General features: G+C 39.0%; 11 protein-coding genes and 1 pseudogene. 4 read left to right on the plus strand and 8 right to left on the minus strand.

Going from position 1 to position 21,545, the window contains the following annotated elements:
* Both HMPREF1154_RS08760 and mfd read right to left on the minus strand, forming a co-directional pair.
* Positions 1 to 956, minus strand: a pseudogene (locus HMPREF1154_RS08760) (heat-shock protein Hsp70); the annotation flags it as partial.
* Positions 957 to 1,536: 580 nt separating this feature from the next.
* Entirely contained in the window at positions 1,537 to 4,863 is a 3,327-nt protein-coding gene (gene mfd, locus HMPREF1154_RS08765; RefSeq protein WP_009642247.1) for a transcription-repair coupling factor, read from the minus strand.
* Positions 4,864 to 5,340: 477 nt separating this feature from the next.
* Here mfd and HMPREF1154_RS08770 point away from each other — a divergent pair, with 477 nt between their 5' ends.
* Genes HMPREF1154_RS08770 through HMPREF1154_RS08780 form a run of 3 tightly spaced genes read left to right on the plus strand, consistent with a single transcriptional unit; the run spans position 5,341 to position 8,804 of the window.
* A complete protein-coding gene (locus HMPREF1154_RS08770; protein WP_034567220.1) occupies positions 5,341 to 6,012 on the plus strand; it encodes a succinate dehydrogenase cytochrome b subunit in 672 nt (223 codons plus the stop codon).
* A gap of 4 nt (positions 6,013 to 6,016) precedes the next feature.
* Positions 6,017 to 8,044 (plus strand): fumarate reductase/succinate dehydrogenase flavoprotein subunit, encoded by a 2,028-nt coding sequence (locus HMPREF1154_RS08775; protein WP_009642240.1) that lies wholly within the window; start codon positions 6,017 to 6,019, stop codon positions 8,042 to 8,044.
* Between the two features lie 7 nt (positions 8,045 to 8,051).
* Positions 8,052 to 8,804 (plus strand): succinate dehydrogenase/fumarate reductase iron-sulfur subunit, encoded by a 753-nt coding sequence (locus tag HMPREF1154_RS08780; RefSeq protein ID WP_034567222.1) that lies wholly within the window; start codon positions 8,052 to 8,054, stop codon positions 8,802 to 8,804.
* Positions 8,805 to 8,964: 160 nt separating this feature from the next.
* Here the strand turns inward: HMPREF1154_RS08780 and HMPREF1154_RS08785 are convergent, their stop codons facing one another.
* Positions 8,965 to 10,341: an anaerobic C4-dicarboxylate transporter gene (locus tag HMPREF1154_RS08785; protein WP_009642236.1), complete on the minus strand. Its 1,377-nt coding sequence runs from the start codon at positions 10,339 to 10,341 to the stop codon at positions 8,965 to 8,967.
* Between the two features lie 748 nt (positions 10,342 to 11,089).
* Here HMPREF1154_RS08785 and porV point away from each other — a divergent pair.
* Positions 11,090 to 12,193, plus strand: a complete 1,104-nt coding sequence (porV, locus tag HMPREF1154_RS08790) for a type IX secretion system outer membrane channel protein PorV (protein WP_369731345.1) — start codon at positions 11,090 to 11,092, stop codon at positions 12,191 to 12,193.
* Between the two features lie 71 nt (positions 12,194 to 12,264).
* Here the strand turns inward: porV and HMPREF1154_RS08795 are convergent, their stop codons facing one another.
* From HMPREF1154_RS08795 to HMPREF1154_RS08815, 5 genes are all read right to left on the minus strand, one after another.
* Complete coding sequence (locus tag HMPREF1154_RS08795; RefSeq protein ID WP_034567224.1) at positions 12,265 to 16,866, minus strand: hypothetical protein; 4,602 nt, start codon at positions 16,864 to 16,866, stop codon at positions 12,265 to 12,267.
* Between the two features lie 29 nt (positions 16,867 to 16,895).
* On the minus strand, positions 16,896 to 18,554 hold the full coding sequence (locus HMPREF1154_RS08800; RefSeq protein WP_009642244.1) for a hypothetical protein: 1,659 nt from the start codon (positions 18,552 to 18,554) through the stop codon (positions 16,896 to 16,898).
* Positions 18,555 to 18,561: 7 nt separating this feature from the next.
* Complete coding sequence (locus HMPREF1154_RS08805; RefSeq protein ID WP_034567226.1) at positions 18,562 to 19,914, minus strand: PKD domain-containing protein; 1,353 nt, start codon at positions 19,912 to 19,914, stop codon at positions 18,562 to 18,564.
* A 201-nt stretch (positions 19,915 to 20,115) separates the two neighbouring features.
* Positions 20,116 to 21,135, minus strand: coding sequence for a hypothetical protein (locus HMPREF1154_RS08810; RefSeq protein WP_009642238.1), 1,020 nt, complete (start codon positions 21,133 to 21,135; stop codon positions 20,116 to 20,118).
* A gap of 3 nt (positions 21,136 to 21,138) precedes the next feature.
* Positions 21,139 to 21,444 (minus strand): hypothetical protein, encoded by a 306-nt coding sequence (locus HMPREF1154_RS08815; protein ID WP_009642235.1) that lies wholly within the window; start codon positions 21,442 to 21,444, stop codon positions 21,139 to 21,141.
* Positions 21,445 to 21,545 lie beyond the last annotated feature (101 nt).

The following is a 21,545-nucleotide window of genomic DNA, read 5'->3' on the forward strand; positions in this document are numbered from 1 at the left end:
CGAATTACTGGCGACCAAGCAGACGATGCATCTTTGTACAAGTCGTCCATAATCAGCATATCCACAGGTTCGCCAGTTAGGGAACCTCCTACGCCAATTGTCTTAAAGCTGCCTTGATAGCCTACAATCTCACACTCATCGGAATTGCGGGCATAGTTACGACTGCGTCGGCCTTGTTCTTGGTAGCTTGCCTGACCTGCGAGGAGCGTTTGTGGAAACAACTCGTAATAACGGTCATCGTCCATGATACGTTGGAGTTCGCGGTTGAACTTGCGTGCTTTGATAGCGTTGTAGGAAACAATGGCTATACGCTTATCAGGGTCTTGCCCTAAGACAAAAGCAGGCAAGCGACGAGTCGCTCCCTCGCTCTTGCCGTGTTGGGGCGGCATGGTGATCATCAGCTTTTTGATTTCTCCCATAGCGAAACGGGTCAGTACCTCGTAATAGGCAAGATGGAAAGGCGCAGGGGCAAAAGAAGGGAGCGTATGGCGGGTGAAGGAGAGGAGGTTCCTCTCCCCCAACCCCCTCTCCGAAGGCGAGGGGGCTACTAAGCAGGCGTAATTGTTGTGAGCTGTATTGTGTTGGGGATATTTGGGTTGAGCAGGTGTAGGGGCAAATGGTAATTCGCCCATGTTGGGCAATTCGCCATCTGTATATTCATCAAAGTAATTGTCATCATTGTTGTTGTCCGTGTCAGGTTGGACGAATTTTGTTTGGGCGAATTGCTCACATACTCCGCTCTCGCGGACTTTGCCCCTACGATGGGACGCTGGCTTATTATGCGTTGCCCGCTTTTCACTATTCATTTTTCTCTTTTCACTTCCCCATCCTTCCAAGCGCATAATGATACGGATAGCGGCAATACTATTGTTGATGGTAGGGACAACTGTCTCTCCATTGCTATCCAAAGGCTCACGACGAGCGTATGTCCAAAGAATTTCTAAGGCCTCTTCCATAATGATTAATGATTAATGCCAGCAATGATTAATGATTTAAGTTTCGCCAGTTCTGTAACTTATTGATATTCAATTCCTCACATACCCAGCTGTGAGCACTCGCTGGCTTTCCCCTCCAAAGGGGGAATAAGATAGCTTATGATTCTCAAGGAGTTAGAGAAAGGACATTTTCCAGATTGATAGACAATTTTTATCTTTTTCAACAAATTTATTCCCTCTCTCGGAGGGGGCAAGGGGGAGGTTTATTTTGCAATATATTGATTATTAATCAATTACAAATCCAATTATAACCTAAAAATGACCTGCGAAACTTAAATTAATGATTCAATGACTGACGTCTAACTACTGACTACTGATTGTGGCGCAAAGTTACGATATCATAAGGGGCAAAGTCAACGAAAAGGCTGTTGAGAAGTAAGAATTTATACAATAAAAAATGGTGTTAAGTATTTAAGAAAAACATCAAGGGTTATAAAAATCAAGGGCTTAAGCCGACTTAAGCCCTTGATTCCTATAACCTTTTTTTCAATCTTCACCCACATACCCAGCTCCAAGTATTCGCTAGCTTTACCTTTCATTTCTAAAACTTGCTGATGATTCTCAGTGCCTTATCTATGGTGGTGATTTGGTCAAAGGTGATGATGAGTCTCAGTCCGTTGCGGGTCTCCTTTTCCGTAAGGCGACACTTGTCCGAGTTACGCTGGACAAAGTCTAGTACGCGCTGGAAAGTCCCACTTTGGTAAAATTTGCTTTGCTGGTCGGCAATGAAGTAACCAAGCATTTTACCCTGCTTCATCACTAAGCGTTCTATACCCATTTGGGTAGCTAACCACTTGATACGAACCGAATTGAGTAGGTCTTTGGCCTGAGGGGGTAAGGGACCAAAACGGTCTGTTAAGCGGTACTCATACTGGGCAAGTTCGGTCTCATTCTTCAGTTGGCTCAGCTCGTTGTATAGATTCAGGCGTTCGGTGATATTGTTGATATAGTTATCAGGGAAGAGTAGCTCAAAATCACTATCTATCTGTGTATCGGTCAGATAGACAGGCTCATGGCTTGTATCGGTATAGAGGTCAGCAAACTCGTTTTCTTTCAGCTCCGTAACGGCCTCTTGGAGTATCTTCTGATAAGCATCAAAGCCAATATCATTGATAAAGCCACTCTGTTCGCCGCCTAGCAAGTCCCCTGCCCCGCGTATCTCCAAGTCTTTCATAGCGATATGGATACCGCTGCCAAGGTCTGTAAACTGGGCGATGGCCTGCATACGTTTGCGGGAATCCTCCGGTAGCTCCGAGAGGTTAGGGGTGATGAAGTAGCAAAAAGCCTTCTTGTTACTACGCCCTACCCTACCGCGCATTTGGTGGAGGTCGGAAAGACCAAAGTGCTGGGCATTGTGGATAAAAATCGTATTGGCATTAGGCACATCCAATCCGCTCTCTATGATCGTGGTGGAGACCAAGATGTCGTAATCCCCATTGATAAAGGCAAGCATCACCTCCTCCAAGTCCTTACCATCCATCTGCCCATGGCCAATACCAATACGGGCATCGGGTACCAGGCGCTGGATCATACCTGCGACTTCCTTGATATTCTCCACTCGGTTATGAATGAAAAACACCTGTCCGCCACGCTGAAGCTCATAGGCGATGCCATCGCGTATCATCTCCTCGTTGAAGGTGATAATCTGGCTCTCAATAGGATAGCGGTTAGGCGGCGGGGTAGTAATCACCGAAAGATCACGTGCAGCCATTAGGCTAAACTGCAAGGTACGCGGGATAGGAGTTGCTGTAAGAGTTAGCACATCTATATTCTCACGCAGGGTCTTGAGCTTGTCCTTCACTGCCACACCGAATTTCTGTTCCTCGTCTATGATGAGCAGGCCTAAGTTCTTGTATTTCACCTTCTCATTGACAATTTGGTGAGTGCCGATAAGAATATCTACCTTGCCCTGCTCAAGGTCGGCCAATACTTGGTTTTTCTCCTTGGCAGTACGGAAGCGGTTAAGGTACTCCACTCGCACAGGCAAGCCCTTAAGGCGCTCGGAGAAAGTCTGATAATGCTGAAAAGCCAAGATTGTGGTAGGCACCAGTACAGCTACCTGCTTGCTGTTGTCCACTGCTTTGAAGGCGGCACGGATAGCCACTTCCGTCTTTCCGAAGCCCACATCGCCACATACAAGCCTATCCATAGGGCGCGCACTCTCCATATCCTGCTTTACCTCAAGAGTGGCCTTGCTCTGATCTGGAGTATCTTCATAAATGAATGAGGCTTCCAGCTCCTTTTGCAAGAAGGAATCAGGAGCAAAGGCATAGCCCACTGCCTCTCGGCGCTTGGCATAGAGCTGAATGAGGTTGAAGGCGATTTGCTTGACCCGCGCCTTGGTCTTCTGTTTGAGGGCTTTCCATGCCGCACTGCCCAGCTTATAGAGCTTAGGGGGTGCCCCATCCTTGCCATTGTATTTGCTAATCTTATGCAGGGAGTGGATGCTTACATAAAGCACATCTCTGTCCCCATAGATGAGCTTAATGGCCTCCTGCTGCTTGCCATCTATATCTATTTTCTGTAGACCAGCAAACTTGCCTATACCATGGTCAATATGAGTGACATAATCCCCTATGGTAAGCTGCTGTAACTCCTTGAGGGTGATGGCCTGTTTCTTGGCATAGCCATTGCGGATATTGAACTTATGATAACGCTCCAATATCTGGTGATCGGTATAGCAGTTAATTTTGCTTGATGTATCTGAAAAACCTTCGGAGAGGGAGTACTCAATCAGGCTACAAGGCACCTCTTGGTGCAGCTCCTCAAAGATATCCAAGAAGCGCTGGGCTTGCTGAGCACTCACACAGCAAATATAGTTGGTATACCCCTCTTGGTATTTCTCCTTGAAGTGTTCAATGAGTAGCTCAAAACGCTTGTTGAACGAGGGTTGGGGACGCAGCGAAAAATCCACCCCTTCGCCCGCTTCTTCTTGGGGGGCATAGGGATTGATTTTTACCAAATAACGGCTACCAAGCTCCTCTATAGTCTCCTGTGCGGTAGCAAAAAGGGCTGCTGGGGGCAGGTGAGCCACCTCTCCCTTAAGTGCCTCGAAGGCCTCCTGTGCCTTTTGGTACATACGCTCCCACTTAGAGGCAAAAAGTTCAAAGTCTTGAGCAAAAATAACTGTATCTTCAGGCAAGAGTGAAAGAAAGGAAGTACGCTGTTCCCCTGCCAATTTGTTTTCTATATTAGGAATAATCACCACCGAAGGCACCTGAAGCAGAGAGAGTTGGCTTTCCACATCAAAGGTACGGATGCTCTCAATAGTATCGGAGAAAAACTCAATACGGTAGGGTGTGTCATTAGAGAAAGAAAAGACATCCACTATCCCCCCTCGTACGGAGAACTCCCCTGGCTCGCTTACAAAATCCACCCTTTGGAATTGGTACTCAAAGAGGGTTTCGTTGAGCGTATCCAAAGAAAGACGTTCGCCCCGCTTGAGCGAGAGGGTATTCTTGTCCAACTGCTGGCGGGTGAGCACCTTTTCAAAAAGCGCTTCGCTATAGGAGACCACCACCTTTACTCCTTGCTCAAGGCGAGAGAGCACCTCGGCTCTGAGCAGCACATTGGCATTGTCCGTCTCCTCTGTTTGGTAAGGACGGCGGTAGCTACTGGGGAAGAAAAGCACTTGCTCCTGCCCCAAGAGCAATTCCAAGTCATTGAGCAAATAAGCCGCCTGCTCCTTGTCATCACCCACGAAAAGCAGTGTGCGCCCCGTCTGCTTAAAAATATCAGAGAGGACAAAGCCCTTAGCCGAGCCTACAAGCTCCCTTACATAGCAGGGTGTTTTTGCCTTAATATATTGTAACAATTGTTGATAAGGTTTTCCTGCTAAGAAGCAGGAAAGCAGTTGTTCTTTACTCATTTTTTGTGTCTTTTACCCTAAAGCGCAAACATCTACACAAATTTGGTTCCCAAAACCTCCCCCTCTCCCCCTCCAAAGGGGGAATAAATACATTAAAATCTCTTAAATCCCTTGTATAAGTCTGAATATCTGTCTTTTATAACATATATTCTAATTTTTAACGCCCTTATTCCCCCTCTCTGAGGGGGTAGGGGGAGGTCTCCAACATTTGCGTAAATAGCTACTATGTTTAGCGCAGGGGCAAAAGTACAACTTTTTGAGCGAATAGTGAAGTGTGAAAAGTGAAAAGTTGCTCACCGCATGTTTTTCACTTTTCACTTTTGATTACTCACTCTTCACTTTTATCTAATTTAAACTAACTATAAATTACAATATTTTTCTACTTTTAGTTGTGAAAAAAATCAAATTATTGTATCTTTGTGGCACTAAAGTATTTCAGCTAATACTATCATTTTTAGGAACTTATTTTTTAAGGATATGCAAATATTTAAAACTTCCGTAGCGAGAAAAGTGGCGATGGCTCTCTCGGCATTTTTTCTCATCATTTTCTTAGTAATACACTTGGCAGTAAACTTCATGTCAGTGTTAAGTCCGAGCACTTTCAATATGCTCTCCCACTTCATGGGTACTAATCCCTTGATCCAGTTTGCCATGCAACCTGTACTATTGGCAGGGGTTGTGTTTCACTTTGTGATGGGCTTCGTTTTGGAGCTACAGAACAAGAGAGCACGAGGCAACGAACCTTATTACAGTTATAATGGTGCGGCCAACTCCTCTTGGATGTCCCGCAACATGCCCATTACAGGGATCGTAATTCTGCTCTTTTTAGGGCTTCACTTGTATGACTTTTGGGTAGGAGAGATGAATTACAAGTACATAGAAGGGCTTCCTGAGGATCCTAATCGCTATTACCCCGAATTAGTAGAAAAGTTCCATGATTTTTGGCGAGTGGCTCTTTATGTATTGGCCTTCGTATTCTTGTGCTTGCACCTACTTCACGGATTCCAATCCGCTTTCCAATCCATGGGCTGGAAAGATGACAAACGCAAGAAATTTATCAGCTGCTTAGGTAAATGGTACTCCTATGTTATCTGTGGAGGCTTTATCTTCGTAGCTCTTTTCCATTTTGTAAAACATTTAACAGCTTAATACCATGAGTACATTAGATTCTAAAATACCAGATGGACCAATTGCGGACAAATGGACAAAATATAAAGACCATATCAACCTTGTAAACCCTGCCAACAAACGTAATATTGATATTATTGTGGTAGGAACAGGACTGGCCGGAGGCTCTGCCGCTGCTACCCTTGCCGAGCTTGGGTACAATGTAAAGGCTTTTGCTTACCAAGACTCTCCTCGTCGTGCGCACTCTATCGCTGCTCAAGGGGGGATCAATGCCGCCAAAAACTATATGGGAGACGGTGACTCTACCTATCGCCTCTTCTACGACACTGTAAAAGGAGGGGACTACCGCGCCCGTGAAGCCAACGTATACCGCTTGGCTGAAGTCTCTGGAAATATCATAGACCAGTGTGTAGCACAAGGGGTACCTTTCGCTCGTGATTATGGTGGACTCTTGGACAACCGTTCTTTCGGTGGGGTGCTCGTATCTCGTACTTTCTATGCCAAAGGACAGACAGGACAACAGCTTCTCTTGGGTGCTTATGCCGCCATGAACCGACAAATCGCTCGTGGTAAGATAGATATGTACAACCGTCATGAGATGATGGACGTGGTTATCGTAGATGGCAAGGCTCGTGGAATCATCGCTCGTAACCTTGTAACTGGAGAAATAGAACGCCACTCGGCTCACGCAGTAGTTATCGCCTCCGGAGGTTATGGTAACGTATATTTCCTTTCTACCAATGCCATGGGCTGTAATGCCTCTGCTGCTTGGAAAGTGCATAAAAAAGGTGCTTTCTTCGCTAACCCTTGCTTTACTCAGATTCACCCTACTTGTATTCCTCGTTCTGGAGACTATCAGTCTAAACTAACCTTGATGTCCGAGTCCTTGCGTAACGACGGACGTATCTGGGTACCTAAGAAAATGGAGGATGCAATAGCTATCCGCGAAAAACGCAAAAAACCTACCGAAATACCTGAAGAAGACCGCGATTACTACTTGGAACGCCGCTACCCTGCCTTCGGTAACTTAGTGCCTCGTGATGTGGCCTCTCGTGCCGCTAAAGAACGTTGCGATGCGGGTTACGGAGTGAATGAAACAGGTGAGGCTGTATACCTCGACTTTGCCTCTGCTATTGAGCGTTATGGTAAAGAACAATGTAAGATCCACGGGGTAGAACCTACCAAAGAAGAAGTAACCAAACGCGGAGAACAGATCGTTGCCGCTAAGTATGGTAACCTCTTCCAAATGTATGAAAAGATTGTAGCGGAAAACCCCTACAAGACCCCAATGATGATCTACCCTGCTACTCACTACACCATGGGAGGTATTTGGGTGGATTACAACCTAATGACTACTGTACCTGGCCTTTATGCCATCGGGGAAGCCAACTTCTCCGACCACGGAGCTAACCGCTTGGGAGCTTCTGCCCTTATGCAAGGCTTGGCCGATGGATACTTCGTATTGCCTTACACCATAGGTGATTACCTCTCTGCTGATATTCGTACAGGTAAAATCCCTACCAATACCCCTGAGTTTGACGAAGCTGAGAGAGTAGTGAAAGAACGCTTAGCTCACTTTATCAACAACAAAGGCTCACACTCTGTAGATTACTTCCACAAGAAGCTCGGTAAGGTGATGTGGGACAAAGTAGGTATGGCACGTAATGCAGAAGGTCTTAAAGAAGCGATCAAGGAAATACGCGAAATCCGTGAAGAGTTCTGGCGCGATGTAAAAGTGCCTGGAGAACTCACTGGTATGAACGTAGAGCTTGAAAAAGCCAACCGTGTGGCTGACTTCTTAGAGCTTGGAGAACTATTCGCCAAAGACGCTCTCGAACGCAATGAGTCTTGTGGTGGCCACTTCCGCGAAGAATACCAAACTCCTGAAGGAGAAGCCCTCCGTGACGACGTGAATTACGCTTATGTAGCGGCTTGGCAATACACAGGTGATCCTAAAGAGGTTGTCAATACTTATAACCCAAGCGAGGAAATCCTTCACAAGGAAAAACTCGAATTCAAAGATATTGAACTTAAACAACGTAGCTATAAATAGTAGTCATATGTCAACAATGAATCTTACCCTCAAAATATGGCGACAAAAAGACGCCAAATCAAAAGGCCAAATGGTAGAATATAAAGTCAATAATATTTCTGACCATATGTCCTTCTTGGAAATGTTAGATATTCTCAATGAACAACTCATAGAAAAAGGAGAAGAACCTGTAGCCTTTGACCACGATTGCCGCGAAGGTATCTGTGGTATGTGTTCGCTCTTTATCAACGGAGAAGCACACGGGCCTGACCGCGGTATTACCACTTGCCAATTGCACATGCGTATGTTCAAGGACGGTGATACCATTACCATTGAGCCTTGGCGTGCCACTGCTTTCCCTGTAATCAAAGACCTTATGGTGGATAGAAGCGCTTTTGAGCGTATCCAACAGGCTGGTGGCTATATCTCTGTCAATACCTCTGGTAATACCCAAGATGCCAACGCTATTCCTATTCCTAAGCGCGATGCTGACCGCTCTATGGACGCTGCCGCTTGTATAGGCTGTGGCGCTTGTGTGGCCACTTGTAAGAACTCTTCTGCTATGCTCTTTGTATCGGCCAAAGTATCCCAATTTGCCCTCCTACCACAAGGTAGAGTAGAAGCCACAGAACGTGTGCTTAACATGGTAAATCAAATGGAACACGAAGGCTTTGGTAACTGTACCAATACAGGAGCTTGCGAAGTAGAATGTCCTAAGGGTATTTCCTTGGAAAACATCGCTCGCCTAAACCGCGAATACCTCAAAGCAAGTATCCAATAATTGCCAACAAGTCAATTTGCTAATTTGTTAATCAAACTGTCTCAAGTCCTATAGCTTGAGGCAGTTTTTTTAAGGTCATAAACTACCAAAAAGGAGGCTAACTCTTGCGAGTTAGCCCCTTTGTTCTTTTATTAAATATAATGAATAAAAACACCTTTTCTTAGTGAATTAGTATCTGAGCCAAACCAATACCTACCAAGCACGATACTGATACTGCAATAAGCCCTGGTACCATAAAGCTGTGGTTGAAGTAATATTTCCCTATCTTAGTAGTTCCTGTAGGGTCAAAATTTACCGTTGCAATATCAGAAGGATAGTTAGGTATAAAGAAGTAAGCATACGTAGCTGGCATAATTCCTATTAGTAGAGGCACTGGAAGTCCCATCGTAATGGCTACAGGAAGCATCATCTTAGCGGTAGCCGCCTGGCTATTGATCACTACGGATACAGCAAAGAGCGCAAAAACGAATGTCCAAGGATAGGCCTGTACCATGGAGGTAATTCCTTCTTTGAAATAAGGCATGGCATAACTGAAGTATGTATCACTCATCCAAGCAATCCCAAAAATGGCCACACAAGCTACCATTCCTGACTTGAAGACTACGCCCTCAGGCACCAATTTCACAGGGGTTTTACAAGTAGTTAGGATAATCCCCCCGAAACAGAGCATAACCATTTGGATAATCACTCCCATAGGCACAGCTGTAGCTTTGGCTACACCATCTTTGACTACATCAAAAGTACGGATCTCAGGATAAAGCGCCAATATAACAATCACTACGATAGAAGAAAGGAAGATGTATACCGCATTCTTAGAATGTTGAGGAATCACATCATTGAGTGTTGTTTTGGTACTATTGAGGATTTGATCGCGGTAAGTAGGATCTTGCAACCGACGTTGGTACTCAGGGTCGTCTTCAAGGTTTTTCCCTCGGCGAAGACTGTAGAGTGACATGGCCAGCATCCCCAAGAAAGTAGCGGGGAAAGTTACTGAAAGAATGTTCACCAAGGTAAGATTGGCACCGCCCTGCATATGGAAGAGATCCAAGAGTTCTTTGCCCAAATAGACCGTTACCACAGCCGAGATAGGACTGGCCGTCAAGGCCAATTGAGAGGCAACAGAAGCTGCCGCCATAGGCCGTTCGGGGCGAATCTTGTTCTTCAGAGCTATATCCCCGATAATCGGCATGATAGAATACACCGCATGCCCTGTACCCAACATAAAGGTAAGCATATAAGTGGCAATAGGGCCAAGGAAAGTGATTTGTTTAGGATTCTTCCTTAAAATCCGCTCTGCCACTTGCAGCATAAACTTAAGCCCTCCTGCCGCCTCCAAGATAGAGGCGCAAGTAACCACGGCCAAGATGATGAGCATCACCTCAATAGGAGCAGAGGCCGGAGGCATTCTAAAAACGAAAACCTCTATCACAAGCCCGATCCCTGAGACTACACCCAGTCCTATCCCTCCGTAGCGGCTCCCTGCATAGAGCATTCCTAAAAGGAAAAGGAATTCTAAAACTAATACATAAGTGTTCATAGTAATATAAATTATATATTTTCTAAGATTTTTTTAAGCCACTTTCCCTTATTCAGGCTCAAAAAGAGTCTATTTTCCTATCAAACGACTTATGTGGCTGTCCTTTTTATTCGTGCAAAGATATTCTATTTTGAGAAAACCACAAAAAAAAACAGCACTTTTTTTATAGTTACATAACTTTTTTTATTAACAAAGAAAACGACATAATTCTCTCTTTTTCAACAATTATAGTAGGAGGTATTTTAACTTATTCTTACTATATACAACTCTTTAGAAAATAAGTTGGGAATAGCGATTTGCTATTCAGTAGCGAGCTTTCTAGTACATTTTGTGCATAAAAAAAGAGTGATTTGCTAGTGCAATCACTCTTTTCCATGTATTAATTCTCGTAGCGGGAACTGGACTCGAACCAGTGACCTTCGGGTTATGAGTTTGATTCCCGCCAAAATAAATACTAATAATCAATGATTTACATTTTTTATATCTGGTAAATCTCCAATAAAAATACTCGGTTATATACTCTATTTGAAGTTATAAAGATAACTTGAATTACTTCTGTTAAAGAAAAAAATCTTAATTATAGATATCTCTAAATTTTATATCTTTGCACCAATAAAAAAAACTTTAATAATACATTTTAGACAAGTGCAAAGTTGAAAAGTTTTTCTTACATATGCAAGAGAAAAACGAATTATCTTTCCCAAATGTAGATTTTCTCTCAAAAAGTCTCTCTAATTTCAAAGACATTATGTTTTTTAAATTTTTTAAACATATAAGGATTTATATTCTATTTTTTTTATCAAACTGTCTCCAAGTTTTTTCCCAAGAAGAACGACCTATTACCACAGCTTTTCCTTTCTTACTAATAAGCCCTGATGCTATAGCCTCAGGCAGAGGAGATATAGGGGGTGCTTCCTCTCCTGATGTTTTCTCACAATATTGGAATTCATCAAAATATGTTTTCTCTCTGCAAAAATCAGGAATAGGAATGAGTTATACTCCTTACTTAAACAAGTTGTCTCGTGATATTTTTTTAGCTAATTTGAGTTATTATAGAAAGGGGATTAGAAGTGCTTGGGGAAGTAGTCTGCGTTATTTTAGCATAGGAGAAATCCAACAAACTCAACTTTTTGGAAGTGATATATATAGATTAGGGAGCTTTTTACCTTCTGAATGGTCATTAGATCTTTCATACAATTTAAAATTGACTGAACATTATTCTATGGGTGTTACAGCTCGCTATTTACACTCGGATTTACACTTTCCTACAGAAGGAAAATCTATTGCACAAGGAGTAGCTTTTGATATTTCAGGTTACTATACTTCTGAAAAACATCTTATAGGTAATTATTTGGGAAATTACTTATTTGGATTTCAGATTTCAAATATAGGAAGTAAAATAAAATATGACGATTTAGGACAGACATTTTTTCTTCCTACTAATCTTAAGTTAAGTGGAAGTTATACCCTATCGGTAGATAGTGAGAATGATGTTTCCTTACTTGTTGAACTCAATAAATTATTAGTTTCTTCTGATACACAAAAACATAAAAAGACTGATTTTTTAGAGGGTATTTTTACTTCGTTTACAGATGCTCCCAATGGTTTTTCGGAAGAGATGCGAGAAATTTCTTGGGCTTTAGGGTTTGAATATAGCTATTTACAACACTGGTGTTTGCGTACTGGCTATTTCTATCAGCACAAAAACAAAGGAGATAGAAAATATCTCACCATTGGAACAGGATTTAATATATCCCATTGGCAGTTTGATTTTTCTTATCTTTTTTCGACTGCTCAAACGGTAAATCCCCTGAGTAATTCTCTTAGAATTTCATTACAATACACTTTTTAGCCTCATTTCTCTTTTGAAAATACAACAAAAACTCCTGTAAGCAACAGGAGTTTTTACAAAAAAGGAAAATACTAATCATTAATAGGATTTTTAAACATCTGTAATGCTTCTGATGATTTTTTATCCCCTGGCAAGGTGTATATGAGTTTGATATAATAATCACCTTTTCTCATAGGTGTAAAAGTATTTTTTAGGAATTGACGTGCTGGACTTGAGAAAGGTACTATTCCTTTACTTACATCATTAGAAATTTGGCTGATAATATCTACAAAATCCATTTTATAAGCCAATGCTAAATCATATTGATAAGGAAAATAATTTTCTACTCCTTGTGAGAAAATTTCGTTTTGTACATTAGTTAAATACTTATTATCAATAGAAATTGCTTTTGATGGTATTTGCCCCCACTCTTTTGTATCTCTTCTTAACTGATATTTTCCAGCAATTGGTAATTGACTATACAAAGTAGAATTTATGTATTGTTTAAAATAAGCATCCTGCAAAGTAGCTTCTACTGCAATTAGAGGTTTTTTCTTAGAGTACTCATTACCTACAAGGTCTACTACTTCAAAAGGTTCTGATTTTTGAAGGTTATTAACAAGAGAAATTACATCAGAGTAATGTATAATAAAGTTGTAATAAGAAACTTTGATAGCTTTTATTTTTTCATTAAACGTTTTATACTTACTAGTACTAAAATCATACGCTAATCGTTCTATTTCACCGTCTTTACTTAATGATTGAGCTTGTTTTTGTAAAACCTCATAATCATTTCCCTCTTCCTGAGTTCTCTTTACATTATCAGTAACTTCTCTCTTCTCATCTTTTGCATTAGTTTTTACAAGTTTACTGAAAAAGCTAACTTTATAAGTTGACTTTGTTTGTATTTTAGGCATAGTGAAAGTAATCTCATTAGCATCATTGTTATAAACAAATGCCACCTCTTGTGCTTTATGAGTTTGATTATCTACGATTTTTACTCCATTTTCCCATTGATTGTCTTCAAATAGATAGTCTTGTCCTTGTTTGAGTTTTACATAACCTTGCTGGAATTCATCTTTCAAGAAAAACTTTTGTGATACTATGGGGTAAGCATATTCTATATTTTGTAATGGAATATAATTAGGTGCTGTACCTGTCGTAAATGTACGTTCTTCAAGTTCTTTAGCAACTTGTCCGTTCTGGGTGATAGGCCTGAATATACCTCTCTCTTGTTTTTGGAAGCTAACTTCTACTTGCACTTTAAATTTCTTTTTAGGAGATAAAATATCTTCAGGGATAAAATTAGCTCTATCTTTCAAGTGTGACCATTCTAATCTGCCTTTAACTTCTTGATTTTTCTCATCAATAACTTTGAATTTTTCAAGAACTACTCTATAAATATTCTTTCCATTACCTTCTGGAATTTCAAAAGGTTCATTCACTTTCATTGAAAATGTGGCCTGAGGTATAGCAAATACATCTACATCATTACTGTTATTTTTAGGAGACACATCAGCAATAAGCTTCATTCCTTCAAAAGCTCCACCAGCCCCTCCAAAGTCACATTGTTCACCTATAGTTACTTTGAAATTGAACTTTCCTTTGATAAGTCCTCCTAATACATTCATTTCACCTCCTACATAACCTCGGAACCATACAGGATTAGGCAATTTAGCTTGCATTAATACAGCTGCTCCAGCTGAAATAATAGGGACTCTCATATTAATAAAAAGCAACTTTACACGTACTCCTAACTCACCTTGCAAATAAGCATAAGATTGTCCATTAGCATACCAACCATCTATACCCACTTTTCCAGCTGTATTTTTACAAGATGCTTCTCCATAATTCTTAAGCATTATGTCAAATCCAACGCCTGCTTTAAAATTAGCATAGAAAATTAAAAATGATAAATCACCCGTATCTATACTTAAATCAGCACCAAAGGCAAAACCTCCCGCATTAGCTAAAGCGTTTTCATCCCGCATATAATTGAGTTCCTGAGCTTCTACTCCTAAGAGACTTGCTACATTAGTAGGGGGTGGTGGAGAAGCAGGTAATTTTGTACCTGCCATAAGATAAGAGGTCGTTCTAAGCGAAACACCTGCTACACCCATTTTTATACCTATCCTATCATCAGGTGTACCAATGTGCAAATACCAATCGTTAGGGTCTTTATGAAAAACAGCCCAACCTGCTCTACCTGCTTCCCCTACACCTGAAATAAATCCTGCATTGATATACACATCAAGAGTACCATGTGTAGTTTGATTGGCTATATCAAACTGTATAGCTGTTTTGAATTGTATAGTAGCCTTATTATCAGGAGTAGTAGGTATTGCTTTCTCAGCAAGAGGTAAGAAACGTTTTTCAAAACTACTGCGTTTTTCATTATTAGTTTCTATACCTAAAAAGGCAGCTTTATTTTCCAAATTCCTTGATACTTTTGAAACTAAATTTTGTACGTTTTCCATTCCTGGCACATTAGCCAAAAGATTTCCTTTACCATAGATAGCTGCAAAGTCCAAACCTCCATTTTTATTAAATAACATTTCAAAAGCAGCTTCTCCATTGAAAGCTTTGTCTGAACCTATTGCAAAACTCACTAATGCTTTCAGTCCTAGTCCTCCTTCTCGATAAGGTTCATATGTAAGTCCCGAGGGAGAGTATTCGGCAGGGGCAACTAGAGATTTCCGTCTCATATTGTAATAAGCTCCCCCTCCAAAGCCATTGATAAAATAACCTGCTGAAATCTTAGCACTTGCATCAAAATACCAATATCTAAATTCTTTTTTTCCAAAAATAGCCTTTGCTTTTACCTCACAAGCTCCTTTGATAGCTACTTTCAAATCGGCATTAAATCCGTTACCATATATAGGGTGATTTTCGAGTAAATCAAGCCGACCATCCATAGAAAATCCACTAAAAGAACCTTTTATAGCTATAGCAGAAAGATCTAAACCTTTGAATTTATAGTTATAGCTATAATTCCCTTTCTTTAACTCTCCTAAAACACCTATATTAGCTCGTGCAGATAGCTCACTTTTATCCATTAGGTTTAGTGCTACATCAAAATACACATCTGCTCTATTATCAGAAGTTTTTACTTCTATACCTTTGATACTTACAGGAAAATTACTAAAGGAAACCTCATTTTTATACCCCATATTCCCCACAGAAATCATAGGAGAAACCGTTTGTATTCTCAAATTCTCAAAAGTAATCCCTTTAAAATCTACAGTTTTACTCACCTGCTGATTTTCATATGTCTCTTTTTGTGCAGTTTTGTTGACAGCAAAGTTTATATTGCCATGCAAAATAGCTTTAGGAATGAAACGATTATTCTCTACTTTGAACTCTATAGAACTATTTTTATAAAGAGAAGCTTTTGCTTGCCAAAGGTCAAATTGTACCTCATCGGTTGTTGCTACATTTAAGCTGTATCTTTCCTCTGAAATCAATCCATCATACTGTAAAGCTAATTGTTCAATATCTTTATTTTTAGAAGTGTCGGTGATAGGCAACAGTATTTTTCCATTAAAATTAGCCTTTACGAACTCTCCTGTTTCTATTTGTATCTCAATATGGTCTAATGAATATGCCCAAGCATTATTTTTATCAGTAATACCTTCTTTCAAGGGGAATATATTCTCTCCAGAAAAGCTCCCTGAAACACCAAACTTATCAATAAGAAGGCCTCTGGCTGAAAATTCAATACGCTTTCCTTTCTCAGCTGTTGATTTTGTTTTAAATTCAGAAGGAAGTCCTATTGAAAAATTATCAATATACACTCCTTTCCAACTCTCTTGTGCAGGAAATAAAAGTCCTTTAGTATTGTACACATCAGGAAAAACAACAGAAGGGTCATTCTTTATATCACTTACATCAAGTACAGCTTTTGAGACTAAAAACTGAAAATTGCCATTGTAGTCTGTTCCATTCTGTTTTTTAGCCAACACAAAAGGAGAAAGAGATACGTTCATTATCAAGTCATTCCAAGCAGATGCTGTAATACTAAAATCACCTCTTACTCTGTTCGGAGCTTCTATGATTCGTCCATTAGACAAAGTTACTGCTACAGTTTGTTTAGCTTCATTCACCATTCCATTTTCTATTGGAAGAATAAGTTCTCTTGAAAATTCAACAGCTCCTGAGAGATGAAATTCTTTAAAACCATCACAGTCTATTATCGCATAAGTTAAATCTTCACTTTGCCCTGTTTTTTTGTTAAAACTTCCATAGAGAGTAAGTTGCCAAGTATCTTTATGGATAGGGATAGCTATATCTCCCAATAAAGCTAATTTAGCATCTCCTATAATACCTCCATTGTGAGAAAGTTTGACATTGTTTGCTCCAAAAAATAAAGAAATAGGGCGACCATCCTCTCCTTTTTGAGGAATATCTACTTTAGCAAATACCTGTAATTCAGTATAGTCAGAATGTAGTTCTGCCTTTATAATACCTATTGAGTAGGTAGCATTATCACCTCCCTTACGAGTTTTTATACCAATAGGCAGAGAGGTAATATTTTGAGAAGATAAATTATCTACCCACAATCCTTTTCTTTCTATTTTCTGCATCTGCTGAGCAGCGTTCTCAAGAGTAAGATCATTATTAGTATTCTGTCCCAAGAGTAAAGAACACCAGAGACTAAGAAATACAAAAGATATAGATGAAAATATATTTCGCATTGTATTCTATATTTTGAGGTGAAACCATTTTAAAAACTATAACTATAATTTATATTTAGTGTGATATCTTCAGCTGATTTTTGCTGAGAGCTTCTAAACATCTGCATTCCATAAAATGAAAAATTGTGCTTTTCAAGCAGTACATACGATACATTGCACTTGATTCCTAAAACACTATTCCCTAAGGAATCGTTCGTTCGATTATAAAGAGTTCCTAAACTTGTATTAAGTTTATTTTCGAAAAACTTTTTGGCTATTGTAATACTTCCTCCATAAAAATTGGTACTATCTCTACCCACTTTATTTTGAGTGTAGTTAGCAGAGGTATTCACATTCATTTGCAGAGAAGAAAAACTAATGGTATGAGCTGCGTTATAGTTCTGCACTAAGCTAGCTTGCCCTCTACCTATAATACCTCCTTGTTCATTGGCTTGTCCTGCAATAGAATAGTTGAAATTTACATTCTGACTTTTATCTTTTCCAAAAACATAATTCATATTCACATTTCCGTTTTGAGAAAGCTGGCGATAAGTAAGTGTATCGGCAGGATTCATATTCGGGGTGTTGATATAGTCGAACTCGTTTAAACGACGGTTAGTAGTGGATGTAAAATTAGAGTATGAGCCTGATACATTTAATTTTTCTGAAATCTTTGCATTCAGATTTGCACTTCCTACCAGTCTCACAGAGGTTTGATTTTTCTGCTCTTTCAAATTATCGTGCTGGTATCCTAACTGGGCAGCTATACTCACTCGGTCTTTAAAAAACGGACGGGCAAATGTAAGAGAAATATTCTCTAAATCATTATTGAAATACATAGCTCCAAAAGTACGATAAGTAGGATCAATATTCTCATATACAATTCCTACATTTGCTTTTCCAATCAGATAGTTTAAACGAGCATCAAAAGCCCTACTTTTGGAGGTGGAAAGCAAATAGTCTAATGAATTATCCTCAGTTTTATGAGGGGTCTTTTCTTGAATGATAGAAAGTGCATATTGTACTTCTAAGCTCAAGTTTTTTACAAAAGTTGTGGCAAATTTTAACGCATTAGCATAATTAGACTTGGGAGAAATATCAGTAGGATGTTCCAATGAATTTTTAACGTCCCAAGCGTATAAGCTACTCAATTCTATCTTGTATTTTTCTTTATCAAAATTAACTTTCATAGCTGAACCATATCTTTCGAAAACAGCTGCTTGACCTATATTTTTATCTTCTTCTACAGCTTTGAGCAAGCGTCCTCCCATTGTACTAAATTTCAATGCTCCTTTAGGCGTTAATTCTACTCCCACGCCACGAAAAGGGTGTCCGTTGAGTGTATAAGGAGAGTAAGTAAGGGTGTGGTCTCCTAAGTACAATTTTATCCATTTGTACTTAGGAGCAATACTAAATCTATTGAAATCAAAAGGGACTTTATAATTCAACGCATCTCCTTGATTGGTAATAGAGTAGCTCACAGGCATTGAAAAGGTAAGAAAGCTAAAATTTAAACTTCCTGTAAGCATATAAGTAAAGGTACTTTTCTCAGCAGAAGAGTTGAAAAACATAGCATCGGCATTGACTCCCCCGCTGACTCTAAATTTTGTATCTTTAGTCATCGCCTCTATGTCTAAATCTTGAGCATTGGTACCAAAAGATATACACAAAAGTCCTCCCAAAAGCATATACTTTAATAATAGTTTCATTATCTATTTATTTTTGAACTTTCATATCACACAAAATATATGAATTTTCTGCTCCCTTACTTACAAATTGTTTTATTTTGATAGCACCCTTTCTACTATCGTGGGTTTGAAATAACACTATTCGAGGTAATGTATTTGTAAATGCTTGTGCTCCTGCCGCCGAATGTGTAATGGAAAGTGCACGTAAAGGGGTATCATTTGTCATTGCGTTGAATTCTTCTTCAGTGAAATTGAGCCTACAATTACATATTTCTTGTGAATTGACAAAAACAGTTGTTTTTGCTCCTGTAATAGGAAAGAAAGCATATTTTTGTACCTCAGTTGGAGATACAAATTTATTGCTTGCAAAAGTAGGGCTACCTCCTTGAAAAACTATATCTATCAAAGGGGCATTTTCAGCGGTAATATCTTTAGAGAAAAAAGATTTCTTCAATTTTGTGGAATAGAAAGCTGCTATTTTTTCGCTGTTATGAGCGTAATTAATTCCTAATTTTACATTTTCTAACACATAAATTCCTGTATTAGGATATACTGTGATTTGCTTTTGTAAAGTTTGAGTTGTTTTACCATTAGAGGCTACAAGTATTATAATATAAGTACCAGCATTAGTATAGGTTACTTTAGGATTTACCTCAGTAGAAGTATTGGGAGTGCCTCCTTGAAATGTCCATTGATATGAAATAGCATTTTCAGTTTTATTTTGCAAGGTGATATTTACAGGCACTTGTAAATCCTCATCCTCAATAGGTATCTGCCAAGAAAAAGCAGGTTTGATAGCAGGTTTTACCTCTACAAAATCTGAAAAAGTTTGACGATCATACCCATTAGAAACTTCTAAAGTTACTTCGTGTTTGCCTTCTGTAGAAAAGACCACTGTAGGAGGTGTTTTACCTTCAAAAGTTTCAGGGATACCTCCTTTAAAAAGCCATTTATAAGTGAGGTTCTCTCCCTGAGTAGTATTAGTAAACTTTACCGTTACAGGAGGGTAGCTATTCATTACAATCTCTTTTGTAAAGCTTGCTCTTTTGATAGCATCTTTTATTGTGATAGTTTGCTCTTGAGTATCTGATTCTTTATACTCGTTAGTAACTGTTAGCTTTACTTTGTATGAGCCGTGTTGTGTGTAGAGCACTTCAGGAGATTTTTCAGTAGAGGTATTAGGAGTACCACTTTCGAACTCCCACTGGTAATGCTCTCCCCCTGAAGAGGTGTTGTTCATCTTTACATAAACGGGTACTGATTCATCACCATTTCTAAAACTCATTTGAAAAGAAGCCTTCACAGGAATTTCTGTCTCTTGATAACAAGAAACTACTGCAAAAGTTATTAAGCAAATGATAAAATATCGATATAAACTCATCATTATTGTTTTTTTGATTTTATTTGTTATTTCTTTTGTTCGTCCTAAAATTAGTTAGTCTGTAGATTTTCAAAGAAGTAGTAAGCTACTTTCTTTGTTTATCGCATATCTTTAGCCTTTGTTCTTAAGACTTATCACTGTAATCTTATTTCAGGACAAGACGCTTTATATTGCCCTAAGTCTTTAAACAAAGTAAATATTCTATTCCTCTCTTTCAAAAATGTACAAATTATCTTTTATATCTTTGATATACAATTTGTTACCACTCATATATAAGGGTTGGGGAGCAACTAAACGATTGCGAGTAGTTTTTCTTTCTTCAAAAGGAAGAAGTTCGTATTCCCATACTAACTTTCTCGCCTTGTAATCAAAAATACCTATCCAACCGATACCTCCATATTCTTTATGTTTAGAGCCTATAAAAGTGAAATAATCTCCTTGTAATAAAGGTTTATATACAGACTCATATTGCCCCATTCCTTCAGGGTCTTCTTTTGAGAAAAAGTAATCTTCTTTTATAGTAAATGTCTGGGTGTCTATAACTGTCCAACCATTTGAAGCAATAGCAAAAATATTTTCAGTAACTTCATCTAACTGAACGCCAAAGCAATCAGTATGGTATTGTACATTTCCTGTTTCAATATCTAAGGCAACTAAGCGATACAATTTGGTATAAACCCATAGATTTCCGTTTGCGATACCTACTATTTTATCTATTCTATCCTCTTCATCGGGATAAGGAGAATCCCCTAAGGAAGCAATGGTAAATTGCCAAAGTGTTTCTATATCGGTATTGATACGCTTTATCTCTCCCTCGAAAATATCATACGCTATAATGATATTTTTTTCTACATATAGCTGATAGGGAATGCTTTCTTTTAAAATGAGCTTATTGGTCTCCAAATCAAGGATATTATCATAACTATTCCATTCCTTATCATAATAATATTTCAAAATCTGGTTATTATCAGATTTAGATAATAAATCAGCGTTTTCAATAGTTTCTATGAGTATTCCTTCTTCCCATATTTTTAGATATCCTGCTCCATCTACTGTGAAGATTTTTTGACCTATTGCTATTATGTCTAATGGTACTTTTTCTAAAGGTATAAAGACCTCATTAAAAAGTATTCCTTTAGTAGGTTCATCTACTGAATACACCTCTGTTTTTGGGTCAAAAGCTTTTACTTTTTGGATTTCTTTTATTTTTCTAAACTTCATAAATTAAAATGTTACTTTAATACTTTCTTGAAATGAACTATATTTAGTAGAAGTTGATAATTTTTTAGTTTTTGCTAAATCTTCTAACTTTTTATAAGAGCCAATTTTCATATTTAACCAAATAGATTCATTAGCTTTATAGACTCCTTCAGCATCTTTAGCTATAGCACTTTCAAGTCTTTCAATAACTTGTTTCCTAGTAACACCTCTACCTCCTTGTTGGATAATATATAGCTGGTCAAAGTTATTAATCTCTCTTAAATATGCTTTATATTGCCCTAATTTTTTGAAGCTATTCCTCTCTTTCAAAAATGTACAAGTTATCTTTTATATCTTTGATATACAATTTATTACCACTCATATACAAGGGTTGGGGGGCAACTAAACGATTGCGAGTAGCTTTTCTTTCT

The sequence above is a fragment of the Capnocytophaga sp. CM59 genome, from assembly GCF_000293175.1.
GTDB lineage: Bacteria > Bacteroidota > Bacteroidia > Flavobacteriales > Flavobacteriaceae > Capnocytophaga > Capnocytophaga granulosa.

What these genes read in the sequence shown, in the direction of transcription:
- mfd (WP_009642247.1), bottom strand. Translation starts at nt 4,863, where the DNA reads ATGAGTAAAGAACAACTGCTTTCCTGCTTCTTAGCAGGAAAACCTTAT.
- HMPREF1154_RS08770 (WP_034567220.1), top strand. Translation starts at nt 5,341, where the DNA reads ATGCAAATATTTAAAACTTCCGTAGCGAGAAAAGTGGCGATGGCTCTC.
- HMPREF1154_RS08775 (WP_009642240.1), top strand. Translation starts at nt 6,017, where the DNA reads ATGAGTACATTAGATTCTAAAATACCAGATGGACCAATTGCGGACAAA.
- HMPREF1154_RS08780 (WP_034567222.1), top strand. Translation starts at nt 8,052, where the DNA reads ATGTCAACAATGAATCTTACCCTCAAAATATGGCGACAAAAAGACGCC.
- HMPREF1154_RS08785 (WP_009642236.1), bottom strand. Translation starts at nt 10,341, where the DNA reads ATGAACACTTATGTATTAGTTTTAGAATTCCTTTTCCTTTTAGGAATG.
- porV (WP_369731345.1), top strand. Translation starts at nt 11,090, where the DNA reads ATGTTTTTTAAATTTTTTAAACATATAAGGATTTATATTCTATTTTTT.
- HMPREF1154_RS08795 (WP_034567224.1), bottom strand. Translation starts at nt 16,866, where the DNA reads ATGCGAAATATATTTTCATCTATATCTTTTGTATTTCTTAGTCTCTGG.
- HMPREF1154_RS08800 (WP_009642244.1), bottom strand. Translation starts at nt 18,554, where the DNA reads ATGAAACTATTATTAAAGTATATGCTTTTGGGAGGACTTTTGTGTATA.
- HMPREF1154_RS08805 (WP_034567226.1), bottom strand. Translation starts at nt 19,914, where the DNA reads ATGAGTTTATATCGATATTTTATCATTTGCTTAATAACTTTTGCAGTA.
- HMPREF1154_RS08810 (WP_009642238.1), bottom strand. Translation starts at nt 21,135, where the DNA reads ATGAAGTTTAGAAAAATAAAAGAAATCCAAAAAGTAAAAGCTTTTGAC.